The sequence below is a fragment of the Confluentibacter flavum genome (assembly GCF_002843175.1).
Lineage (GTDB): Bacteria > Bacteroidota > Bacteroidia > Flavobacteriales > Flavobacteriaceae > Confluentibacter > Confluentibacter flavum.
In genome coordinates, this window is the sequence record NZ_PJEO01000049.1 from 28,175 (window position 1) to 46,502 (window position 18,328).

Consider the following 18,328-nt stretch of genomic DNA (forward strand, 5'->3'; position numbering starts at 1 on the left):
ATGTAACACTGAAGCTTTTTCATATAAAAAAATCTTCTTTTAATGTTTAAAATGACGTGTGCCCGTAAATACCATGGACACATTGTTTTCATTGCAGTAGTCAATACTTAATTGATCTTTTATAGAACCACCCGGTTGAATAACAGCCGAAATGCCTGCATTTTTAGCAATTTCAACACAATCAGGAAAAGGGAAAAACGCATCACTTGCCATGACGGCACCCTTTAAATCGAAATTAAAAGATTGTGCTTTGTGGATGGCTTGCTCTAAAGCGTCCACCCGACTTGTTTGACCTGTCCCACCTGCGCATAATTGTTTGTTTTTAGCCAAGATGATGGTATTGGATTTGGTGTGCTTACATATTTTTGAAGCAAATAATAAATCGTTAATTTCGCTTGGTGTTGCGATATTCTTGGTAACGTTGGTCAGGTGTTCTTTAGCATCTGTAATGTTATCTTTATCTTGGACCAAAACACCATTTAAACAACTTCTGACATTAGTTTTTGGCAATTCAACAGCATTCAAAATTAAAATAATTCGATTCTTTTTGCTTTGCAAAATTTCTAAAGCTTTTTCACTGTAAGCAGGCGCTATAATAACTTCGCAAAATAAACTGTTTATTTCTTGGGCGGTATCGCTGTCTATTTCTTTATTACTAATTAAAACACCTCCAAAAGCAGAAACAGGGTCACCTGCCAAGGCATCTATATAAGCTTGTTTTAATGTGTCTCGTTGGGCTAGACCACAGGCATTATTATGTTTTAAAATAGCGAACGTTGGTGCATCATTTTTAAATTCATTCATTAAATTAACGGCTGCGTCAACATCCAATAGATTGTTGTAGCTCAATTCTTTTCCATGAAGTTTTGTAAAAATGGCATCAAAATCACCAAAGAAATAGCCTTTTTGATGGGGGTTTTCGCCATAGCGTAGCACTTTTCCATTGTTCTCACTAATTTTTAAAACAACTTCGTCATTGTTTTTGTTGAAATAATTAAAAATGGCAGTGTCATAATGAGACGATACGTTGAATGCTTTAGCGGCAAAACGTTTTCTGTTTTCTTCGGAAATGCTTCCGCTGTTTTCTGAAATAAGTTCTAAAAATTCAGCATAATCATCCACAGACGATACACAAATAACATCAGCATAATTTTTGGCAGCGGCACGAATTAATGAAATACCGCCTATATCAATTTTTTCAATTATATCTTGCTCACTTGCGCCAGAAGCAACGGTTTTTTCAAACGGATATAAATCAACAATAACCACATCTATTTGAGGGATTTCAAATTCGGCCAATTCTGCTACGTCACCAGAATGGTTTTGTCTATTTAAAATACCACCAAAAACTTTTGGATGCAAGGTTTTTACACGACCCCCTAAAATGGAAGGGTACGATGTTATTTCTTCAACAGGAACAACATTAATTCCTAAATCGTTAATAAAGCTTTGGGTGCCTCCTGTAGAGTAAATTGTTACGCCTTGACGGTTTAATTCTTTCACAATGGGTTCTAAACCGTCTTTACTAAATACGGAGATTAAAGCAGATTTAATCTTTTTTTCGTTGCTCATTTTTGATGTGTTATATTAAGTTGCAAAAGTAATTATTTAAACTAAAATAAGTGCTTTGGAAGACTAAAAAACGAAGTGATTTTTTAACTATAAAAGGGAGTTGTTAACACTGGAAAGTTAAAAGTTAAAAGTTTTTCACTTATGTTTCTAATTTAAAGTATTGAAGCTACTTTGGTACATACAAATTCTAAAAAGCGTTCGTCTGCTTCTGTAAACGGATCCGGTGTATTGGAATCTATATCTATTTGTCCAATATTTTTGCCATTTACAAAAATGGGAATAACAATCTCGGCTTTTACGGTAATGCTGCAAGCAATATAATTATCTTGTGTAGTAACATCTGGTACAACAAAATTTTTATTGCTAATGGCTACTTGACCGCAAATGCCTTTTCCAAAAGGAATAATTGTGTGGTCTGTGGGAGCGCCTACATAAGGGCCTAAAATGAGTTCTTCTTTTTTGCCATTTCTAAAATAAAATCCCACCCAATTGTAATGTGGAATGCTTGCTTCAAGTAATTTACAAATAGCTAGAAGCCGTTTGTTTACTGAATTGTTAGGGTTTGAAACTATGGTTTCAATATGTGGTTTTAAAGGTTCAAACATCATCCCATTAAAAGTTTTGGTAAAAGTATTTAAAAAGCGTTAAATTCGGTTCGATATATAAATGATATATTTTGAAAGAACTTCTTATAAAATATAAATCTGTAACAAGGTTCGTGTTTACTTTTTTAATAGTGTATGCTGTGTTATCGATAGCTTATAAATTCTATTTAAAGTTTTCTGAAGGGTCTCCATTTTATCCAGATTATATGACGCACATTGTAGCCATACAAAGCCAAGATTTGCTTGATGTAGTGGGTTATAATGCACGGGTAATACCCCATCCCGATGAACCTTCCATGAAACTTATAGTTAATGGTAAATATGTGGCCAGAATTATTGAGGGCTGTAACTCGGTAAGCATTATTATTTTATTTGTGTCCTTTATTGTGGCCTTTTCGGGTAATTTAAAAGAAACCATCATTTTTGTCTTATCTGGAAGTGTTTTATTATACGTGGTTAATTTACTTCGCATCGTTGTATTGTCCATAGGATTATACCATTATCCTTGGAGATCAAACATACTGCATCATGTTATTTTTCCGGGAATTATTTACGGAATGGTATTTTTGCTTTGGATGTTTTGGGCGAATCGATTTTCTAAACTGACGAAAAAGAATGAGTAAGCCCGTTACTTATATATTACTTTTTATACTATTCACGTTGCTGGTGCTGGTGAGGGTTTTCGAAAACGAGTTGTTTTATGACCCCTATTTAATCTTTTTTCAAAACGACTATTTATATATTGATAGTCCTAGACGGGAAGTTTTTAAAGTCACCCTCTTTACAACAGGTCGTTACATTATAAATACGGTTATTTCGTTGGGTATTTTATATTTGTTTTTTAAGGATAAAAGTATTATTAAGTTTTCGGTAATGGTATATGTTGCTGCATTTATTATGTTAATAGGTCTTTATTTATATTTTGTTATTAGTCCGAGACAACAAGATTATTATATGTTTTTTAATATTAGGCGGTTTTTAATTCAGCCCCTCTTTTTGTTGCTATTACTGCCGGCATTTTATTATTACAAGCTAAAACACTAGTTGTTAATCAAATTATAAAAATTTATTTAAACATTATAAACCATGAAAAAAAAACTTTTGATTCTTATGCTATCAGCACTTTGCTTTAGTAGCGGTTTTGCACAACATGCCGGAAAACAATGGCTTGATGTAAATTATGCTAATGATGATCATATCTACCATAAACTTGATATCCATTTACCTAGCGTAGAAAAGCCTAAATACAAAGCCATCCTTGTGATATACGGTAGCGCTTGGTTTGCCAATAATATGAAACAAATGGGTTTTCAAGCGTTGGGCAAACCCTTATTGGATAGTGGTTTTGCGGTTATTTCGATTAATCATAGGTCGAGTGGAGATGCCATGTATCCCGCACAAATTAATGATGTTAAGGCAGCCATCCGTTTTATAAGAGCTAATGCGGAAGCCTACAATATTGATGCGTCGTTTATTGGCATAACGGGATTTTCTTCTGGTGGCCATTTAGCATCGTTGGCAGGAACCACAAATGGTGTTAAAACATTTACTGTTGGCGAAAAAACAGTTGATATTGAAGGTGATTTAGGAAGTTATACCCAAGTGAGCAGTGCCGTTGACGCCGTGGTGGATTGGTTTGGCCCCATCGATTTTACACGCATGGAAAACTGCACAACTACTAAAGATGATAAATCGCCCGAAGCGGCTTTAATAAAAGGCAATCCAGCAGATCATTTAGATATGTTAGCGCTCATTAATCCGATGACCTTTATTGATAACAAAGCCCCACATTTTTTGGTGATTCATGGCGAGGCAGATAATGTGGTGCCACATTGCCAAAGCGTGTTTTTCTCTGAAGCTTTAAAAGAAAAAGGCTTGTTAAACGAATTTATTTCGGTGCCCAACGGACAGCACGGCCCTGTAACATTTAATGAAAATACCTTTAAAAAGATGAGTGATTTCTTTTTGATGGAAGCTGGGAAGAAATGATTTTCTGGTTGTTTAATTACTTGGTTTTGTAGAATATTTCTACTATCTTCGTTTTGCTTTGGTACAAAACGTTAAAACGATTTCATATCATTGCATTAGTACCAATGGTACACATCACGACAAAAAAATGGACATTGTAAAACATAACAAATCAGCTTGGGACAATTACGTTGACAAGAAAGACCGGTGGACAATTCCTGTTTCCGAACAAGAATTAGAAAATGCAAAAAGTGGAAACTGGAATATTGTTTTGACACCGAAAAAATCCGTTCCTTACAATTGGTTTCCTGACTTAAAAGGTTTAAAAATTTTAGGACTAGCATCTGGTGGCGGACAACAAGGGCCTATTCTGGCGACTTTGGGGGCAGATGTTACAATTTTTGACAATTCCGAAAGGCAGCTACAACAAGACAAAACTTTAAGTGACAAATTTGACCTTGGTATAAAAACAGTTCAAGGAGATATGAAAGACCTTTCAGTGTTTGAAAATAATTCATTTGACCTGATTTTTAACCCTTGTTCCATACTTTTCGTCGACAATGTTTTACCAGTTTGGAAAGAATGCGTCCGAGTTTTGAAACCAAACGGAATTTTAATGACAGGTTTAATCAATCCAATTTCATTTCAACTTGACGAAGAAAGTTTGAAACTAATTTATAAGCAACCATTTTCAGACCTGCACTCATTACCGACGGAAAGATTAGAAGAATTGAAAAAGAACAATGAAGCTTTGGTATTTGGACATAGTTTGACAGACCAAATTAGCGGACAATTAGACGCTGGTTTTAGCTTGACAAATATGTATGAAGATAATTGGGGTGGAGAAAATGGAATGGACGAATTTTTTCCTGCATTCATAGCAACAAGATCCGTAAAACGACTATAATGACAGGCAAAAAACAACTGGTACTAACGTCGGCTATTTCGCTGCATTTAGGTAAAATAATGTTTACATTTATTAACAAACAATTCGGTTTCAGAATGTACTCAAGTAATAATTCTGCGACCAAAAAATAGCCGTAAGCGTTAAACAAACACAAAAAAACGCTTCAAAATCAATTAATATTTATCTGGTGATTTGCCATTCACCTTATTTAATAGATACATTCTAAACGTATCATTTTCGTATATTTAGTATCCTATCGTATCAACTTTTTAAAAATTATATCGTATCATTATTGCAAATTTTCGTATCTAATCGTATATTATTTTAGAAATATTTTCTGCAATTTTCTTACTATATGAATCAAGTCTTTATTCCAAATGATTCTGTAAAAATAAAACCTCTTAACACAAAAAAAAACGCTTCAAACCAAATTGAAGCGTTTTTAATATTTTGCGTGTCGAGGCTCTCGACTTACATCATACCTGGCATACCGCCACCCATACCACCTGGCATCGCTGGAGCATCTTCTTTAATATCAATTAAAGCGCACTCGGTAGTCAATATCATACCAGCTACAGAAGCGGCATTTTCTAAAGCAATACGAGTTACTTTTTTAGGGTCAATAATACCCGCTTTTAGCATATCTACATAAGTTTCAGACTTAGCATCATAACCAAAAGCACCTTTGCCTTCCATAACTTTCGCAACTACCACACTACCTTCGCCACCTGCATTGGCAACAATGATACGTAATGGTGCTTCAATAGCACGTGCTACAATTTGGATACCGGTTACTTCATCTAGGTTTTCGGTTGTGATTTTTTCTAAAACAGATTTAGCTCTAATGAAAGCTACACCACCACCAGCAACAATGCCTTCTTCTACGGCAGCTCTAGTTGCGTGTAACGCATCATCAACACGGTCTTTTTTCTCTTTCATCTCCACTTCACTTGCAGCACCAACATAAAGAACAGCAACACCGCCAGCTAATTTAGCTAAACGCTCTTGTAATTTTTCTTTATCGTAATCGCTGGTTGTTGTTTCAATTTGCGATTTAATTTGGCTTACGCGTGCTTTAATATCTTTAGCATCTCCAGAACCATTAATAATAGTTGTGTTATCTTTATCTACGGTTACGGTTTCAGCTGTACCTAACATAGAAATGTCAGCATTTTCTAGGGTAAATCCTCTTTCTTCAGAAATAACAGTTCCACCAGTTAAAATAGCAATATCTTCAAGCATGGCTTTACGTCTATCACCAAAACCTGGAGCTTTTACAGCAGCAATTTTCAATCCACCACGTAATTTGTTTACTACTAAAGTCGCAAGCGCTTGTCCGTCAACATCTTCAGCAATTATTAATAAAGGTCTTCCAGATTGAGCTACTGGCTCTAATATGGGGAGGATTTCCTGTAAGTTGGAAATCTTTTTATCGAATAATAAAATATATGGATTTTCTAAATCGGCAATCATTTTATCGGCATTCGTAACAAAGTAAGGTGATAAATAACCTCTGTCGAATTGCATACCTTCTACAACATCCACATAGGTTTCCATACCTTTAGCTTCTTCAACAGTAATAACACCTTCTTTACCAACTTTACCAAAAGCAGTAGCAATAAGATCGCCAATAGTGTCATCATTATTTGCTGAAATAGAGGCTACTTGTTTAATCATTTCAGAAGAGTTGCCCACTTTTTTAGCTTGCTTTTCTAAATCTTCAATAATCGCTTTAACAGCTTTGTCAATACCACGTTTCAAATCCATAGGATTAGCGCCCGCAGCAACGTTTTTTAAACCTTCTTTTACAATGGCTTGAGCTAAAACGGTAGCAGTTGTAGTACCATCTCCAGCTAAATCGTTGGTTTTAGAAGCAACTTCTTTAACCATTTGCGCCCCCATATTTTCAAGAGGATCTTGTAATTCAATTTCTTTTGCAACGGTAACACCATCTTTGGTTACTTGAGGTGCTCCATAACTTTTACTAATAATAACGTTTCGTCCTTTTGGTCCTAATGTTACTTTTACTGCATTGGCTAATGCATCTACGCCACGCTTTAAACCGTCGCGAGCGTCAATATCAAATCTAATATCTTTTGCCATATTTTTTAATTTTTTAGTTTTTGGCCTCTAGCTCTTGGCTATTGGCATAGTTTAATTATATTAATTTTAGTTGTGGCTAAAAGCCAAAGGCTAATAGCTAAAAGCCATTTAAACAATAGCTAATATGTCGCTTTCACGCATGATTAAATAGTCTTTACCTTCTAATTTAAGTTCTGTACCAGCATATTTTCCATAAAGCACAGTATCGCCAACTTTAACGGTAATAGGCTCGTCTTTTGTGCCTTTTCCAGCAGCTATGACAGTTCCTTTTTGCGGTTTTTCTTTAGCGTTGTCTGGAATGATAATTCCTGATGCTGTTTTGGTTTCAGCGGCAGCAGGTTCTATAAGGACTCTATCTGCTAATGGTTTAATGTTTAATCCCATGTGATTATACGTTTTAAATTATTAAGTTATTATTTAATGATGATACAATAGTCTAAAATTGTGCCAATAGCTGTAAACTGACAAACTTGCAGAAATAAAAAATGCCAACGGTTTTAGTTGGCATTTTTATTTATATTAAGAACCGTGACTATTCGGGTGTCTCGGTTGCTGGTTCACTAGTTGTAGGGTTTGGTAAAGGTTGCACCGGAGGTATTTGCTCCAAAGGTTGTGCCGATGGATCGATATCCAAAGCTTTAGAATCGACACTTTGTATGCCTCTGTTTATGGCAACATTGGAAACTAAAATTAATACCAACAGGATAGTAGCCAAAGTCCATGTGCTTTTATCTAAAAAATCGGTTGTTTTTTTTACGCCACCTAATTGTTGAGTGCCACCGCCACCAAATGATGAGGATAATCCGCCTCCTTTAGGGTTTTGCACCATTATTACAACTATTAATAAAAATGCTACGATAACAATCAGTGCCAAAAATATTGAAAATGTGCTCATTATTACTTATTATTTTGTTCTTGTAATTCTTCTACTGCTTTAATTTGGATTGCAAAGAAACTACTTTTTTCTGGATATTTCAAACTTAAAATTTTATAAGATTGAATTGCTTTTGAATAGTTTTTTTGCTCTACATAAATACGTGCCAAAGTCTCTGTCATTAATTCTTCTGGTTGGATATTTTGCAATTTTGCCAGATTGAGTTTTAGGTTAGCAGGCGTTCTTGGATCTATTTTAGGGTTTTGCGAAATGAATTTATCAATGAGTTGAAACTTTTTTGTCTTTTCAAAATTATCTTCTACTACTGTTTCATTTGAAATTTCAGGTTCTTTATTTTCTGGTTGAGGTGTTTCAACGGTGTCGTTATCTCTTTTTATTGGACTAAAGCGGGTCAGCTTAAGCCACTCAGTAAACGAATGCGATTCACGTTTATCAAACTCCAAGGGTTTTCCAAGCTTTAAAATATCGCTTGCCGACATGTCTTGTGTCACTGTGGTGTCTGGTGTTGCTTCTTCAATAGTATCAGAAGTATCTAACGTAAACGGAATTACTTTTTTAACGCGTTCTTCTTTGGGCTCAAATAATGCAGGGTCTAGCGCCCCTGTGGTGTCCATAATTTGTTGCTTTAATCTATCATCAATGGTCACCCGTTTATTTACTGAGATATCTTCCATAGATACGTCTATGGTTTTCAGATATTCATCATTTTGCTTGATGATTTGTGAGATTTCGTTTTGAATAAAAGCTTCGGAGGTTATAAAATCGAATAATATGCTTCTGTCTGCCGTATAGGCTGCCGTTGTTTTAAGTTCTTGATTGTATTTAAAACTTTCCTGACTCTTTAAACCTTTTAAATATAAAGCTCTTGCCGATTGAAAATAAGGATACGATTCAATAATGGCATGTATGGCATTTGTTTGGTATCCCGTGATATTAACCGGATTTGATAGTAAATATGTAAACTCTTGCTTATTCAAATGATTCAGGTTTCAAACTATTTTTTTGATGGGTATATTTTCATTTTAAAGCTTAACATCATACGACTTAACAACAAACGACTCAACATCAAACACCATTACCATTTAGCCAAAGATGCATTAAATATATCTTGGGTAATACGTTCGAAAATTTCTTCTATGGCCGTGTCTTTCTGACCGCCTATTAATTGAGCACTTCCAGCATAATCATAAAAAAATGTAAAAGGGGTATCAAACTCCGCTTCTTCATCATTTTTATCGTAAAAGTGAACTTTTACGGTAATGGTTAATCTGTTTTGGGCAGCAGTTTGTTGAGATGTTGCGGTGGTGGGTGAAATTCTATAGTCTATTATTTCGCCTTCATAAACAATATCGCCATTGGAGTTTACATTGGTTAAATTGGTTTGGTTTTCTAATATGGCAATAAGTGCATTTCTAAAATCCACTTCCAATCCAGGCTCTACCAATAAAGAGTTGTTTTCAAAACGATTGACCTGAAACGTTTTGGTATTAGATGATATGGAAGCTCCAGTAAATGAATAAAATCCACAGCCAGCCAAACTGAAAGCTATTAATAATAATACAATATATTTGAATGGTTTCATCTGTTTAAATTATTTTCTATTTCGGTCATCCCGATAGCTATCGGGAGCAACACCCTGAATATTCATCCTCGTGTTTGAATGTGGTTCACATGGGTGTTTCATATACGTTTAATAATGATTTTGTTTTAATTAAACTTGAAATTACAAATCATATTGTTTAATCTTTCTATATAAGGTACGTTCGCTAATACCAAGTTCTGCGGCAGCTAATTTACGCTTTCCGTCGTGACGTTCAAGCGATTTTTTTATTAATTCCAATTCTTTGTCATGAAGCGAGAGGGTTTCCTCTTCTTCAATCTCCTCAGCAAAATGATATTTATCTGGTTTATTGGAAATTTCTGGAGTAAGCGTTGTTTGCTCTGGAATAGATAAAACGTCATCATCTAAATCTTCTTCATAATCTTCCTCATCATCATTGCCATAAATTTTTTGGATTAAGCCTTCATTATTTTTTTCGACATCTTTGGTGTTTCCGTTTTTCATCAGTTCTAAAGTGAGCTTTTTTAAATCGTTTAAATCACTTTTCATGTCGAACAGCACTTTATATAAAATCTCGCGTTCACTACTAAAATCACTTTCAGACTTTGATGTTTTTATGACGGCCGGTAAATTACTGCCCGACGTTGGTAAATAGGCTTTTAAGGCTTCGGCACTAATGGTTCTGTTATGTTCTAAAACAGAAATTTGTTCTGCAATGTTTCTTAATTGTCGGATGTTGCCACTCCAACGGTGTTTTAAAAGCACTTGTACTGCGGCATCGGATAGCTTAACAGTTGGCATTTTATACTTTAATGCAAAATCGCTGGCAAACTTTCTAAATAACAAATGAATATCTTCTTGTCGCTCGCGTAGAGGCGGCAAATGGATGTCCACAGTGCTTAATCGGTAGTATAAATCTTCTCTAAAAGTGCCTTTTTCAATGGATTGGAACATGTTAGCATTAGTCGCTGCCACAATACGTACATTGGTTTTTTGTACTTTACTGGAGCCTACTTTTAAAAATTCACCATTTTCTAGAACACGTAATAAACGTACTTGCGTGGTTAACGGTAATTCGCCAACTTCATCCAAAAAAATAGTCCCACCATCGGCAACTTCAAAATAACCTTCACGGGTTTGGGAAGCTCCAGTAAAAGAGCCTTTTTCATGACCAAAAAGTTCGCTATCTATGGTGCCTTCTGGAATAGCACCACAGTTTACGGCAATGTATTTATTATGCTTTCTATGGGATAACTGATGTATAATTTTAGGAATGCTTTCTTTTCCAACGCCACTTTCTCCAGTTACCAAAACAGAAATATCGGTAGGTGCTACTTGAATGGCTTTTTCTATAGCACGGTTTAGCGTATCACTGTTTCCAATAATACCAAAACGTTGTTTTATAGCTTGTACTGACTCCATAATTACTTCCCGCGAAGGCGGGAATCTTTTTAATTTATATTTTTAATTCATGTCCAAGAGGATATGAATCTTTAATTTATTTTGATGAGATTCCTGCCTTCGCGGGAATGACAAAGTGTTTTTTGCGTTCTAATTCCCCCTTTGGGGGCTAGGGGGCTAAACCAATAGCCTCACCAATCAAGGTAGCACTGGTACAATCCATAACTTTCACATTTACAAAATCGCCTACTTTGTAATGTTCTTTAGGAAAAACTGCTACAATATTTTGAGGTGTTCTTCCAGACCATTGGGTATCCGATTTTTTTGATTCTTTTTCAATTAAAACTTCTACAACAGTATTTAAATATTCTTTAGTTCTAATCTCACTGTGTTCTCTTTGTAAATCAACTATATCTTGTAATCGTCGTTTTTTTACTTCCTCAGGCACATCATCTTTCATTTTACGTTCGGCCATAGTGCCTGGACGTTCAGAATAGGTAAACATATAGCCGAAATTATATTTTACATAATTCATTAACGATACGGTATCTTGAAAGTCAGCTTCCGTTTCAGTAGGGAAACCAACAATCATATCTTGACTTATAGCACAATCTGGGATTATTTTACGGATATTATCAATCAGTGCCATATACTCTTCACGAGTATGTAAACGATTCATTTCCATTAAAATACGGTTACTGCCACTTTGTACCGGTAAATGAATGTGATTACAAATATTATGGTACTTAGCCATGGTTTCAACAACATCTAAAGTTAAATCTTGTGGATTTGATGTTGAAAACCGAATACGCATTTTGGGTTGCGTTTTGGCACAAAGTTCCAATAGATTAGAGAAACTAACCGCTGTAACTTTTTGGAATTCTATAGCTTTATCAAAATCCTTTTTTAAACCGCCACCATACCAAAGATAGCTATCTACATTTTGACCAAGCAACGTGATTTCTTTGAAACCTCTATTCCATAAATCGTTCATTTCTTCAATAATACTTTGTGGGTCTCTGCTGCGTTCACGTCCGCGAGTAAAAGGTACGACACAAAAAGTGCACATATTATCACAACCACGAGTAATGGAAACAAATGCAGTAACACCATTACTGTTTAAACGGACTGGGGAAATATCACCATAAGTTTCATCTTTTGATAGAATCACGTTAATAGCGTCTCTACCTTCATCAACTTCAGCCAATAAATTAGGTAAATCTTTATAAGCATCAGGGCCAACGACCAAATCAACTATTTTTTCCTCTTCAAGGAATTTTGTTTTAAGCCGTTCCGCCATACAACCTAAAACCCCTACTTTCATTTTAGGGTTTGAATCTCGTTTTACGGCATTATATTTTTCTAAGCGTTTGCGTACAGTTTGTTCGGCTTTATCTCGTATAGAACAGGTGTTTACCAAAACCAAATCGGCATCTTCTAGGTTTTGAGTGGTGTTAAACCCAGCAGTAGCCAAGATAGAAGCAACAATTTCGCTATCGCTAAAATTCATGGCACAGCCGTAACTTTCAATAAAAAGCTTACGTTTATTGCCTTCTTTTTCTTCTAGAACAAGCGTTTCGCCTTGTTTGTTTTCGTCTATTATTTTTTCCATAATTTACTGAATGGGATAGCCGTCAATAAGTGTGCAAAGATACAACTTATTTATGTTTTATGACAAACTGTCATATTTTAAAATGAGATAAATTTTTGTTAAATATTTGAGAAAACGCTTACTTTGGTGGGTACTAACCATGAATATAAAATATGAATGACTTTAATAATTTGTTATACAAAATAAATAATGCTAAAGAATTAGATTTTGGAGACATTATTAGTAACTCGATTGAGTTATTTAAAAAAGTTTGGTTAAAAGGTTTAGTTGTGGTGTTGTTTGTTTTAATTTCTGCTATTTGTATAAGCTTTCTGTTTGGTTTAATTGGTTTGGCACCAGCTTTAGACCATGATATTTTTAATGACAGTTTTGATTTTAAAGCTATTGCTACTTTTTATTCATCAAGTGCCATTTATGGCATTCCCCAAAACATGCTTATTTCCACATTAAATATTGCATTTGTTGCGGCTTTTTACAGAATATGTAAACAAACAATATTGGGTGAAAATGGGCATGAAGATTATTTTTATTTTTTTAAGAAAGAGTATTTCACCAAAGTGTTTATGTTAGGGATAATTTATACTGCGATAACAACTGTTGCCCAATTTTTATGTTTCATTCCTTATATTTATGTGTTTGTACCTCTGTCATATTTTGCGGTTATATTAGCTAATAATCCAAATTTAAGTGAGATGGAAATCGTTAAGGCTAGTTTTACTTTAGGAAACAAGAAATGGTTAATAACTTTTGGGACTATGTTTGTAGCGGGATTAGTAGCCATGTTAGGGATTTTAGGTTGTGTTATTGGTATTGTTTTTACCATGTCCATTATTTATTTGCCTTCATTTTTAATTTATAAAGATGCTATTGGTTTTGATGGAACAAATGTCATTGATGAAATTGGCATGAATAACGAATTTTAATTAATCTTTTTATTAATTATGATATGAATAAATTTGATTTTTTACTTACCAAAATAGATAATGCTAAAGCATTGGACTTTGGCACTATTTTTAACCAATGTATAGGTTTGTTTAAAAAAACTTGGGTTCAAGGGCTGGTTACACTATTGTTAACACTGGTTTTTATGATTCCTTTTTACGTACTGATGTACTTGCCTTTAATTAGGATGGGTTTAACCAATCCTGAATCTTTTCAAGATTTAGATGGTTTTAATATAGCTTTGATGATTCCTTTTTATTTAATGATTTTGGTGTTTGTTTTTTTTGCCATGATAATTGACTTTGGTTTGAAATCGGCATTTTTTAGAATTTGTAAGATTAAGGATTTTAATGAGTCAACAGCTGATGATTATTTTTATTTCTTTAAAAAACCATATTTAGGTAAAACAATAAAACTTGCGGCAACCACATTCGGTATAAGTATATTGGCTATGCTGCTTTGTGTTTTCCCAATCATATATGTGATGGTTCCCATAGCGCTTATTAATGTTATTTATGCATTTAATCCAGACATGACAGCTTCTGAAATTGTCAAAGTTGGATTTAATTTAGGAAATAAAAAATGGTTGATAACCTTTGGTTTAATGATTGTTGCTGCTCTATTGGCACAAATAGTTGGATTTATTATGTGCTGTGTGGGCGTTTTTGCAACGGCATCTTTTGCTTACCTACCATGTTATTTTGTTTATAAGGAAGTCATTGGTTTTAATGAAACACATGTTATTGACGACATAGGAACCATTCAAGAGTAAAAATTTAATTTAATATTTTAAAAAGCCTGTATTTTAAGCCTAAAATACAGGCTTTTTATATTTGAAAATAATAGAGTTAGTTTATAAAATTAGGAAGTTAAACTTTTTTTCATATACATTTGTACCTTCAAAAACCCAAGTATGGCGAAGAATTTAGTGATAGTAGAGTCACCGGCGAAAGCAAAAACGATAGAAAAATTTTTAGGAAAGGATTTTAAAGTAGAGTCTAGTTTCGGACATATTGCCGATTTGCCTTCTAGTGAATTAGGTGTAGATGTTGATGGTGATTTTAAACCAAAATACGAAGTTTCCAAAGATAAAAAAGCAGTAGTTAAAAAACTGAAAGACTTAGCTAAAAATGCCGATATGGTTTGGTTAGCAAGTGATGAAGATAGAGAAGGAGAAGCCATTGCGTGGCATTTGGCAGAAACTTTAAAGTTGGATAAAGAAAAAACGAAACGTATTGTTTTTCATGAAATTACAAAATCTGCTATACAAAAAGCCATTGAAAACCCAAGAGGAATAGATTACGATTTGGTTGATGCGCAACAAGCAAGACGCGTACTGGATAGAATTGTAGGTTACGAATTGTCTCCTGTTTTATGGAGAAAAGTAAAAGGCGGTTTGTCTGCAGGTCGTGTACAATCGGTTTCTGTACGTTTAATTGTAGAGCGCGAACGCGAAATTCAGGAATTTAAACAAGAAGCGTCTTATAGAATTGATGCCGAATTTTCCAATGAAGAAGGGAAAACGTTTAAAGCGAAATTGCCAAAAACATTTGAAACTAAAGAAGAAGCTCATAAATTTTTAGAATCCAATACATCAGCTTCATTTAAAGTTGCCGAATTAGAGAAAAAGCCAGCTAAGAAATCACCAGCAGCACCATTTACAACGTCTACATTACAGCAAGAAGCTTCACGTAAATTATATTTTTCAGTAAGCAAAACCATGACAATGGCACAACGCCTTTACGAAGCGGGGTTGATAACTTACATGAGAACAGATAGTGTTAACTTATCTGATGAAGCTAGAAACGGTGCTAAGGCTGAAATAGAAAGTGCCTATGGGTCAAAATTTAGTAAACCAAGAAATTATACAGGAAAATCCAAGGGTGCTCAAGAAGCCCATGAGGCCATCAGACCTACGGATTTTGCGACACATTCCGTAGATATTGACAGAGACCAAGCACGTTTATACGATTTAATTTGGAAACGCGCCATTGCTTCTCAAATGAGCGAAGCCGAAATGGAACGGACCAATGTAAAGATTAGTGCGTCAACACATAAAGAAACATTTACTGCCAATGGTGAAGTCATCACGTTTGAAGGATTTTTAAAAGTGTATTTAGAAGGTACCGATGATGAAGATACCGAGCAAGAGGGTATGTTACCAGCGATGAAAACGGGTGAAGTGCTTATTAATAATTACATAACCGCCACCGAGCGTTATTCACGACCACCTTACAGATATACCGAAGCTTCGTTGGTGAAACAATTGGAAGAGTTAGGTATTGGCCGGCCGTCAACGTATGCGCCAACCATTTCAACTATTCAAAATAGAAACTATGTTGAAAAAGGTTCTGTAGAAGGTGTTGAGCGTCATTATGTTCAGCTTACATTGAAAAATGGGCATTTAAAAGAAAAGGAACTCAGCGAAAAAGTAGGTTCAGATAAAGGGAAATTAGTGCCAACTGATATTGGAATGATAGTAACCGACTTTTTGGTCAATCATTTTGAGAATATTTTAGACTATAATTTCACGGCAAAAGTAGAGGAGGATTTTGATGATATTGCTGAAGGAAAAGTAGATTGGTCTAAAATGATGAAAGATTTTTATAAAGACTTTCATCCGCAAGTTGAAAATGTTCAAGAAAATGCCGAAAGGGAATCTGGGGAACGTATTTTAGGAACCGATCCTAAATCGGGAAAACAAGTTAGTGTGCGTTTGGGTAAATTTGGGCCGATGGTTCAAATTGGTACTCCTGACGATGAAGATAAACCACAATTTGCAAGTTTAAGTCCAGACCAGCAATTAAATACCATTTCGTATGATGATGCGATGGCTTTATTTGAGCTTCCAAAAAAATTAGGTGTATATAAAGGAGAAGAGGTAGAAGTGAATAATGGTCGTTTCGGCCCTTATGTTAAATTTGGAGATAAGTTTGTGTCGCTTCCTGCGGGAGTTGAAGCTTTAAGTATAGAATTGGATGATGCCCTTGCTTTAATTAAAGAAAAGCAAGAAGCTGATGCACCTATTTATACGTATAAAAATTTACCTGTTCAAAAAGGTAAAGGACGTTTTGGACCATTCATTAAATGGAATAATATGTTTATTAATGTGAACAAAAAGTATAATTGGGATGATTTGTCTGATTCAGACATCGAAGAATTGATTGAAGATAAAATCCAGAAAGAAAAGGATAAGGTTGTTCACAATTGGAAAGAAGAAGGCATTCAAGTTGAAAAAGCGCGATGGGGAAGGCATACTATTATAAAAGGTAAAACTAAAATTGAATTACCCAAAACGGTTGATGCCGTAAAATTAACGTTGGAAGAGGTAAAAGGCATTATAGAAAAAAATGCTCCAAAAAAGAAAGCAACTTCAAAAAAAGTACCTGTTAAAAAGAAGTAATATTTTCATTTAAATAGTGAAGCGAACGTTTTTAGGCCTTTAAAGTACGAAATAATTGTATTTTGTCCGATTTTTTTGTTGTAAAGGTATACGATAACTCATTTATTATTTTGATATTTGTGAGACTTCAATAATGTCTAGAAAGTAGAAGCATATTAATAATTGATGAATTTTAATTTTCTTTCCCCAGTACCAGATTTTGTTCTAGCGCATAATCAATTGCTGTCGCCCCAAGCACTTGGCAGAAAGTTAAGAATACATTCCGCACAAAAAGGAATTCCAGATTTAGAAGGTGTTACTATAGCCATTCTAGGAGTTTTAGAAAACCGAAACGATATTAATTATTTAGGTGAAGAATTTAAACTGAATGACATTCGTAAATCCTTGTATGCGCTGTATCCTGGAAGTTGGACAACTACCATTGCAGATTTAGGAGACATAAATAAAGGAGAAAGTGTTGAAGACACCTACTTTGCGTTAAAAACCACTATAGCTATATTAATAAAAAAAAGGATTATACCTATTATAATAGGAGGCTCTCAAGATCTTACATACGCGAATTATAGAGCTTATGATGATTTAATTCCTATGGTAAACATAGTTAGTGTAGATTGTAGCTTTAATTTAGGAGATTCGTCAAAACCCATCAAGAATAATAGTTTTGTTGGTAAAATTATTTTAGATGAACCTTATAATCTTTTTAATTATGCCAATGTAGGATACCAAACCTATTTCAACTCGCAAGAGGAAATCGATTTAATGGATAAGCTTTATTTTGAATCTTACAGACTGGGTCAAGTTTCAAAAGATATAACCATAGTAGAGCCTGTAATGCGTGATGCCAACATGGTAAGTATTGACTTAAGTTGTGTTAAAGGTGCCGAGGTAAGTTTAAATCAAAAATTGTCACCTAATGGATTGGACGGAAAGGAGATTTGTGCCATTTCGCGTTATGCGGGTATAAGTAACAAAGTTAGTTCTATTGGTATATATGAGTATAAGCCATCAAAAGATGATGAAATAACATCTATGCTAATTGCTCAAATAATATGGTATTTTATAGAAGGTGTTAATTTTAGGGTTAAGGACGATATTTTTTTGGATGAAAAAAGTTTTCAAAAGTTTATAACCTTAGTAGATACCGAAGAGTTGGTTTTCTACAAGAGTAATAAAACGGGTAGATGGTGGATTGAAATCCCCTTTTTATCCGAAGTCAATAATAAATTAAAGAGACATACGTTATTACCATGCATGCACCAAGATTATCTTGACGCCTGTAGCAATAAGGTACCCAACCGTTGGTATAAGGCCTTACAAAGAAACAGTTTGTAGAGAAAATATGTACTTGGTCGACAATTT

The 18,328-nt window shown here is 34.5% G+C and carries 17 protein-coding genes; 8 read left to right on the forward strand and 9 right to left on the reverse strand.

The window, feature by feature from the left end; genetic code table 11:
* Positions 1–39: 39 nt before the first annotated feature.
* Together purH and CSW08_RS12640 are read right to left on the reverse strand one after the other, a co-directional pair.
* Positions 40–1,572, reverse strand: a complete 1,533-nt coding sequence (purH, locus tag CSW08_RS12635) for a bifunctional phosphoribosylaminoimidazolecarboxamide formyltransferase/IMP cyclohydrolase (RefSeq protein WP_106660238.1) — start codon at positions 1,570–1,572, stop codon at positions 40–42.
* 152 nt (positions 1,573–1,724) lie between these two features.
* On the reverse strand, positions 1,725–2,180 hold the full coding sequence (locus CSW08_RS12640) for a GAF domain-containing protein (protein ID WP_106660239.1): 456 nt from the start codon (positions 2,178–2,180) through the stop codon (positions 1,725–1,727).
* 68 nt (positions 2,181–2,248) lie between these two features.
* Here CSW08_RS12640 and xrtF point away from each other — a divergent pair, with 68 nt between their 5' ends.
* The 4 genes from xrtF to CSW08_RS12660 all read left to right on the forward strand — a co-directional run bounded on the left by xrtF (position 2,249) and on the right by CSW08_RS12660 (position 5,052).
* Entirely contained in the window at positions 2,249–2,800 is a 552-nt protein-coding gene (gene xrtF / locus CSW08_RS12645) for an exosortase family protein XrtF (protein ID WP_106660240.1), read from the forward strand.
* On the forward strand, positions 2,793–3,221 hold the full coding sequence (locus tag CSW08_RS12650) for an exosortase F system-associated membrane protein (RefSeq protein WP_106660241.1): 429 nt from the start codon (positions 2,793–2,795) through the stop codon (positions 3,219–3,221). Before xrtF ends, CSW08_RS12650 begins: the two co-directional genes overlap by 8 nt.
* Before the next feature lie 42 nt (positions 3,222–3,263).
* Positions 3,264–4,166 carry an alpha/beta hydrolase gene (locus CSW08_RS12655; protein WP_106660242.1) on the forward strand — a complete coding sequence of 301 codons (903 nt, stop codon included), beginning with the start codon at positions 3,264–3,266 and terminating at the stop codon, positions 4,164–4,166.
* Between the two features lie 127 nt (positions 4,167–4,293).
* Positions 4,294–5,052 carry a class I SAM-dependent methyltransferase gene (locus CSW08_RS12660; protein WP_106660243.1) on the forward strand — a complete coding sequence of 253 codons (759 nt, stop codon included), beginning with the start codon at positions 4,294–4,296 and terminating at the stop codon, positions 5,050–5,052.
* A gap of 471 nt (positions 5,053–5,523) precedes the next feature.
* On the opposite strand, the gene groL is transcribed toward CSW08_RS12660, so the two are convergent.
* The 7 genes from groL to miaB all read right to left on the reverse strand — a co-directional run bounded on the left by groL (position 5,524) and on the right by miaB (position 12,624).
* Positions 5,524–7,155 carry a chaperonin GroEL gene (gene groL / locus CSW08_RS12665; protein WP_106660244.1) on the reverse strand — a complete coding sequence of 544 codons (1,632 nt, stop codon included), beginning with the start codon at positions 7,153–7,155 and terminating at the stop codon, positions 5,524–5,526.
* Between the two features lie 108 nt (positions 7,156–7,263).
* On the reverse strand, positions 7,264–7,539 hold the full coding sequence (locus tag CSW08_RS12670; RefSeq protein WP_106660245.1) for a co-chaperone GroES: 276 nt from the start codon (positions 7,537–7,539) through the stop codon (positions 7,264–7,266).
* A 148-nt stretch (positions 7,540–7,687) separates the two neighbouring features.
* Positions 7,688–8,050, reverse strand: coding sequence for a preprotein translocase subunit SecG (gene secG / locus CSW08_RS12675; RefSeq protein WP_238987261.1), 363 nt, complete (start codon positions 8,048–8,050; stop codon positions 7,688–7,690).
* A gap of 2 nt (positions 8,051–8,052) precedes the next feature.
* A complete protein-coding gene (locus tag CSW08_RS12680; RefSeq protein WP_106660246.1) occupies positions 8,053–9,027 on the reverse strand; it encodes a hypothetical protein in 975 nt (324 codons plus the stop codon).
* Positions 9,028–9,125: 98 nt separating this feature from the next.
* Entirely contained in the window at positions 9,126–9,632 is a 507-nt protein-coding gene (locus tag CSW08_RS12685; protein ID WP_106660247.1) for an LptE family protein, read from the reverse strand.
* A gap of 141 nt (positions 9,633–9,773) precedes the next feature.
* Complete coding sequence (locus CSW08_RS12690; RefSeq protein WP_106660248.1) at positions 9,774–11,033, reverse strand: sigma-54 interaction domain-containing protein; 1,260 nt, start codon at positions 11,031–11,033, stop codon at positions 9,774–9,776.
* A gap of 148 nt (positions 11,034–11,181) precedes the next feature.
* Positions 11,182–12,624 (reverse strand): tRNA (N6-isopentenyl adenosine(37)-C2)-methylthiotransferase MiaB, encoded by a 1,443-nt coding sequence (gene miaB / locus CSW08_RS12695; protein ID WP_106660249.1) that lies wholly within the window; start codon positions 12,622–12,624, stop codon positions 11,182–11,184.
* 152 nt (positions 12,625–12,776) lie between these two features.
* On the opposite strand from miaB, the gene CSW08_RS12700 reads away from it, so the two are divergent.
* From CSW08_RS12700 to CSW08_RS12715, 4 genes are all read left to right on the forward strand, one after another.
* A complete protein-coding gene (locus CSW08_RS12700) occupies positions 12,777–13,547 on the forward strand; it encodes a hypothetical protein (RefSeq protein ID WP_106660250.1) in 771 nt (256 codons plus the stop codon).
* 23 nt (positions 13,548–13,570) lie between these two features.
* Positions 13,571–14,338: a hypothetical protein gene (locus tag CSW08_RS12705; protein WP_106660251.1), complete on the forward strand. Its 768-nt coding sequence runs from the start codon at positions 13,571–13,573 to the stop codon at positions 14,336–14,338.
* A 141-nt stretch (positions 14,339–14,479) separates the two neighbouring features.
* Positions 14,480–16,969 (forward strand): type I DNA topoisomerase, encoded by a 2,490-nt coding sequence (gene topA, locus CSW08_RS12710; RefSeq protein WP_106660252.1) that lies wholly within the window; start codon positions 14,480–14,482, stop codon positions 16,967–16,969.
* Positions 16,970–17,134: 165 nt separating this feature from the next.
* On the forward strand, positions 17,135–18,301 hold the full coding sequence (locus CSW08_RS12715; RefSeq protein WP_106660253.1) for a formimidoylglutamase: 1,167 nt from the start codon (positions 17,135–17,137) through the stop codon (positions 18,299–18,301).
* Positions 18,302–18,328: the final 27 nt, after the last annotated feature.

Bases quoted from the DNA above. Each gene is read 5' to 3' on its own strand.
- miaB (WP_106660249.1), bottom strand. From the start codon at position 12,624: ATGGAAAAAATAATAGACGAAAACAAACAAGGCGAAACGCTTGTTCTA.
- topA (WP_106660252.1), top strand. From the start codon at position 14,480: ATGGCGAAGAATTTAGTGATAGTAGAGTCACCGGCGAAAGCAAAAACG.
- groL (WP_106660244.1), bottom strand. From the start codon at position 7,155: ATGGCAAAAGATATTAGATTTGATATTGACGCTCGCGACGGTTTAAAG.
- CSW08_RS12655 (WP_106660242.1), top strand. From the start codon at position 3,264: ATGAAAAAAAAACTTTTGATTCTTATGCTATCAGCACTTTGCTTTAGT.
- CSW08_RS12685 (WP_106660247.1), bottom strand. From the start codon at position 9,632: ATGAAACCATTCAAATATATTGTATTATTATTAATAGCTTTCAGTTTG.
- CSW08_RS12715 (WP_106660253.1), top strand. From the start codon at position 17,135: ATGAATTTTAATTTTCTTTCCCCAGTACCAGATTTTGTTCTAGCGCAT.
- CSW08_RS12690 (WP_106660248.1), bottom strand. From the start codon at position 11,033: ATGGAGTCAGTACAAGCTATAAAACAACGTTTTGGTATTATTGGAAAC.
- CSW08_RS12705 (WP_106660251.1), top strand. From the start codon at position 13,571: ATGAATAAATTTGATTTTTTACTTACCAAAATAGATAATGCTAAAGCA.
- secG (WP_238987261.1), bottom strand. From the start codon at position 8,050: ATGAGCACATTTTCAATATTTTTGGCACTGATTGTTATCGTAGCATTT.
- CSW08_RS12660 (WP_106660243.1), top strand. From the start codon at position 4,294: ATGGACATTGTAAAACATAACAAATCAGCTTGGGACAATTACGTTGAC.
- CSW08_RS12670 (WP_106660245.1), bottom strand. From the start codon at position 7,539: ATGGGATTAAACATTAAACCATTAGCAGATAGAGTCCTTATAGAACCT.
- CSW08_RS12700 (WP_106660250.1), top strand. From the start codon at position 12,777: ATGAATGACTTTAATAATTTGTTATACAAAATAAATAATGCTAAAGAA.
- purH (WP_106660238.1), bottom strand. From the start codon at position 1,572: ATGAGCAACGAAAAAAAGATTAAATCTGCTTTAATCTCCGTATTTAGT.
- CSW08_RS12650 (WP_106660241.1), top strand. From the start codon at position 2,793: ATGAGTAAGCCCGTTACTTATATATTACTTTTTATACTATTCACGTTG.
- CSW08_RS12640 (WP_106660239.1), bottom strand. From the start codon at position 2,180: ATGATGTTTGAACCTTTAAAACCACATATTGAAACCATAGTTTCAAAC.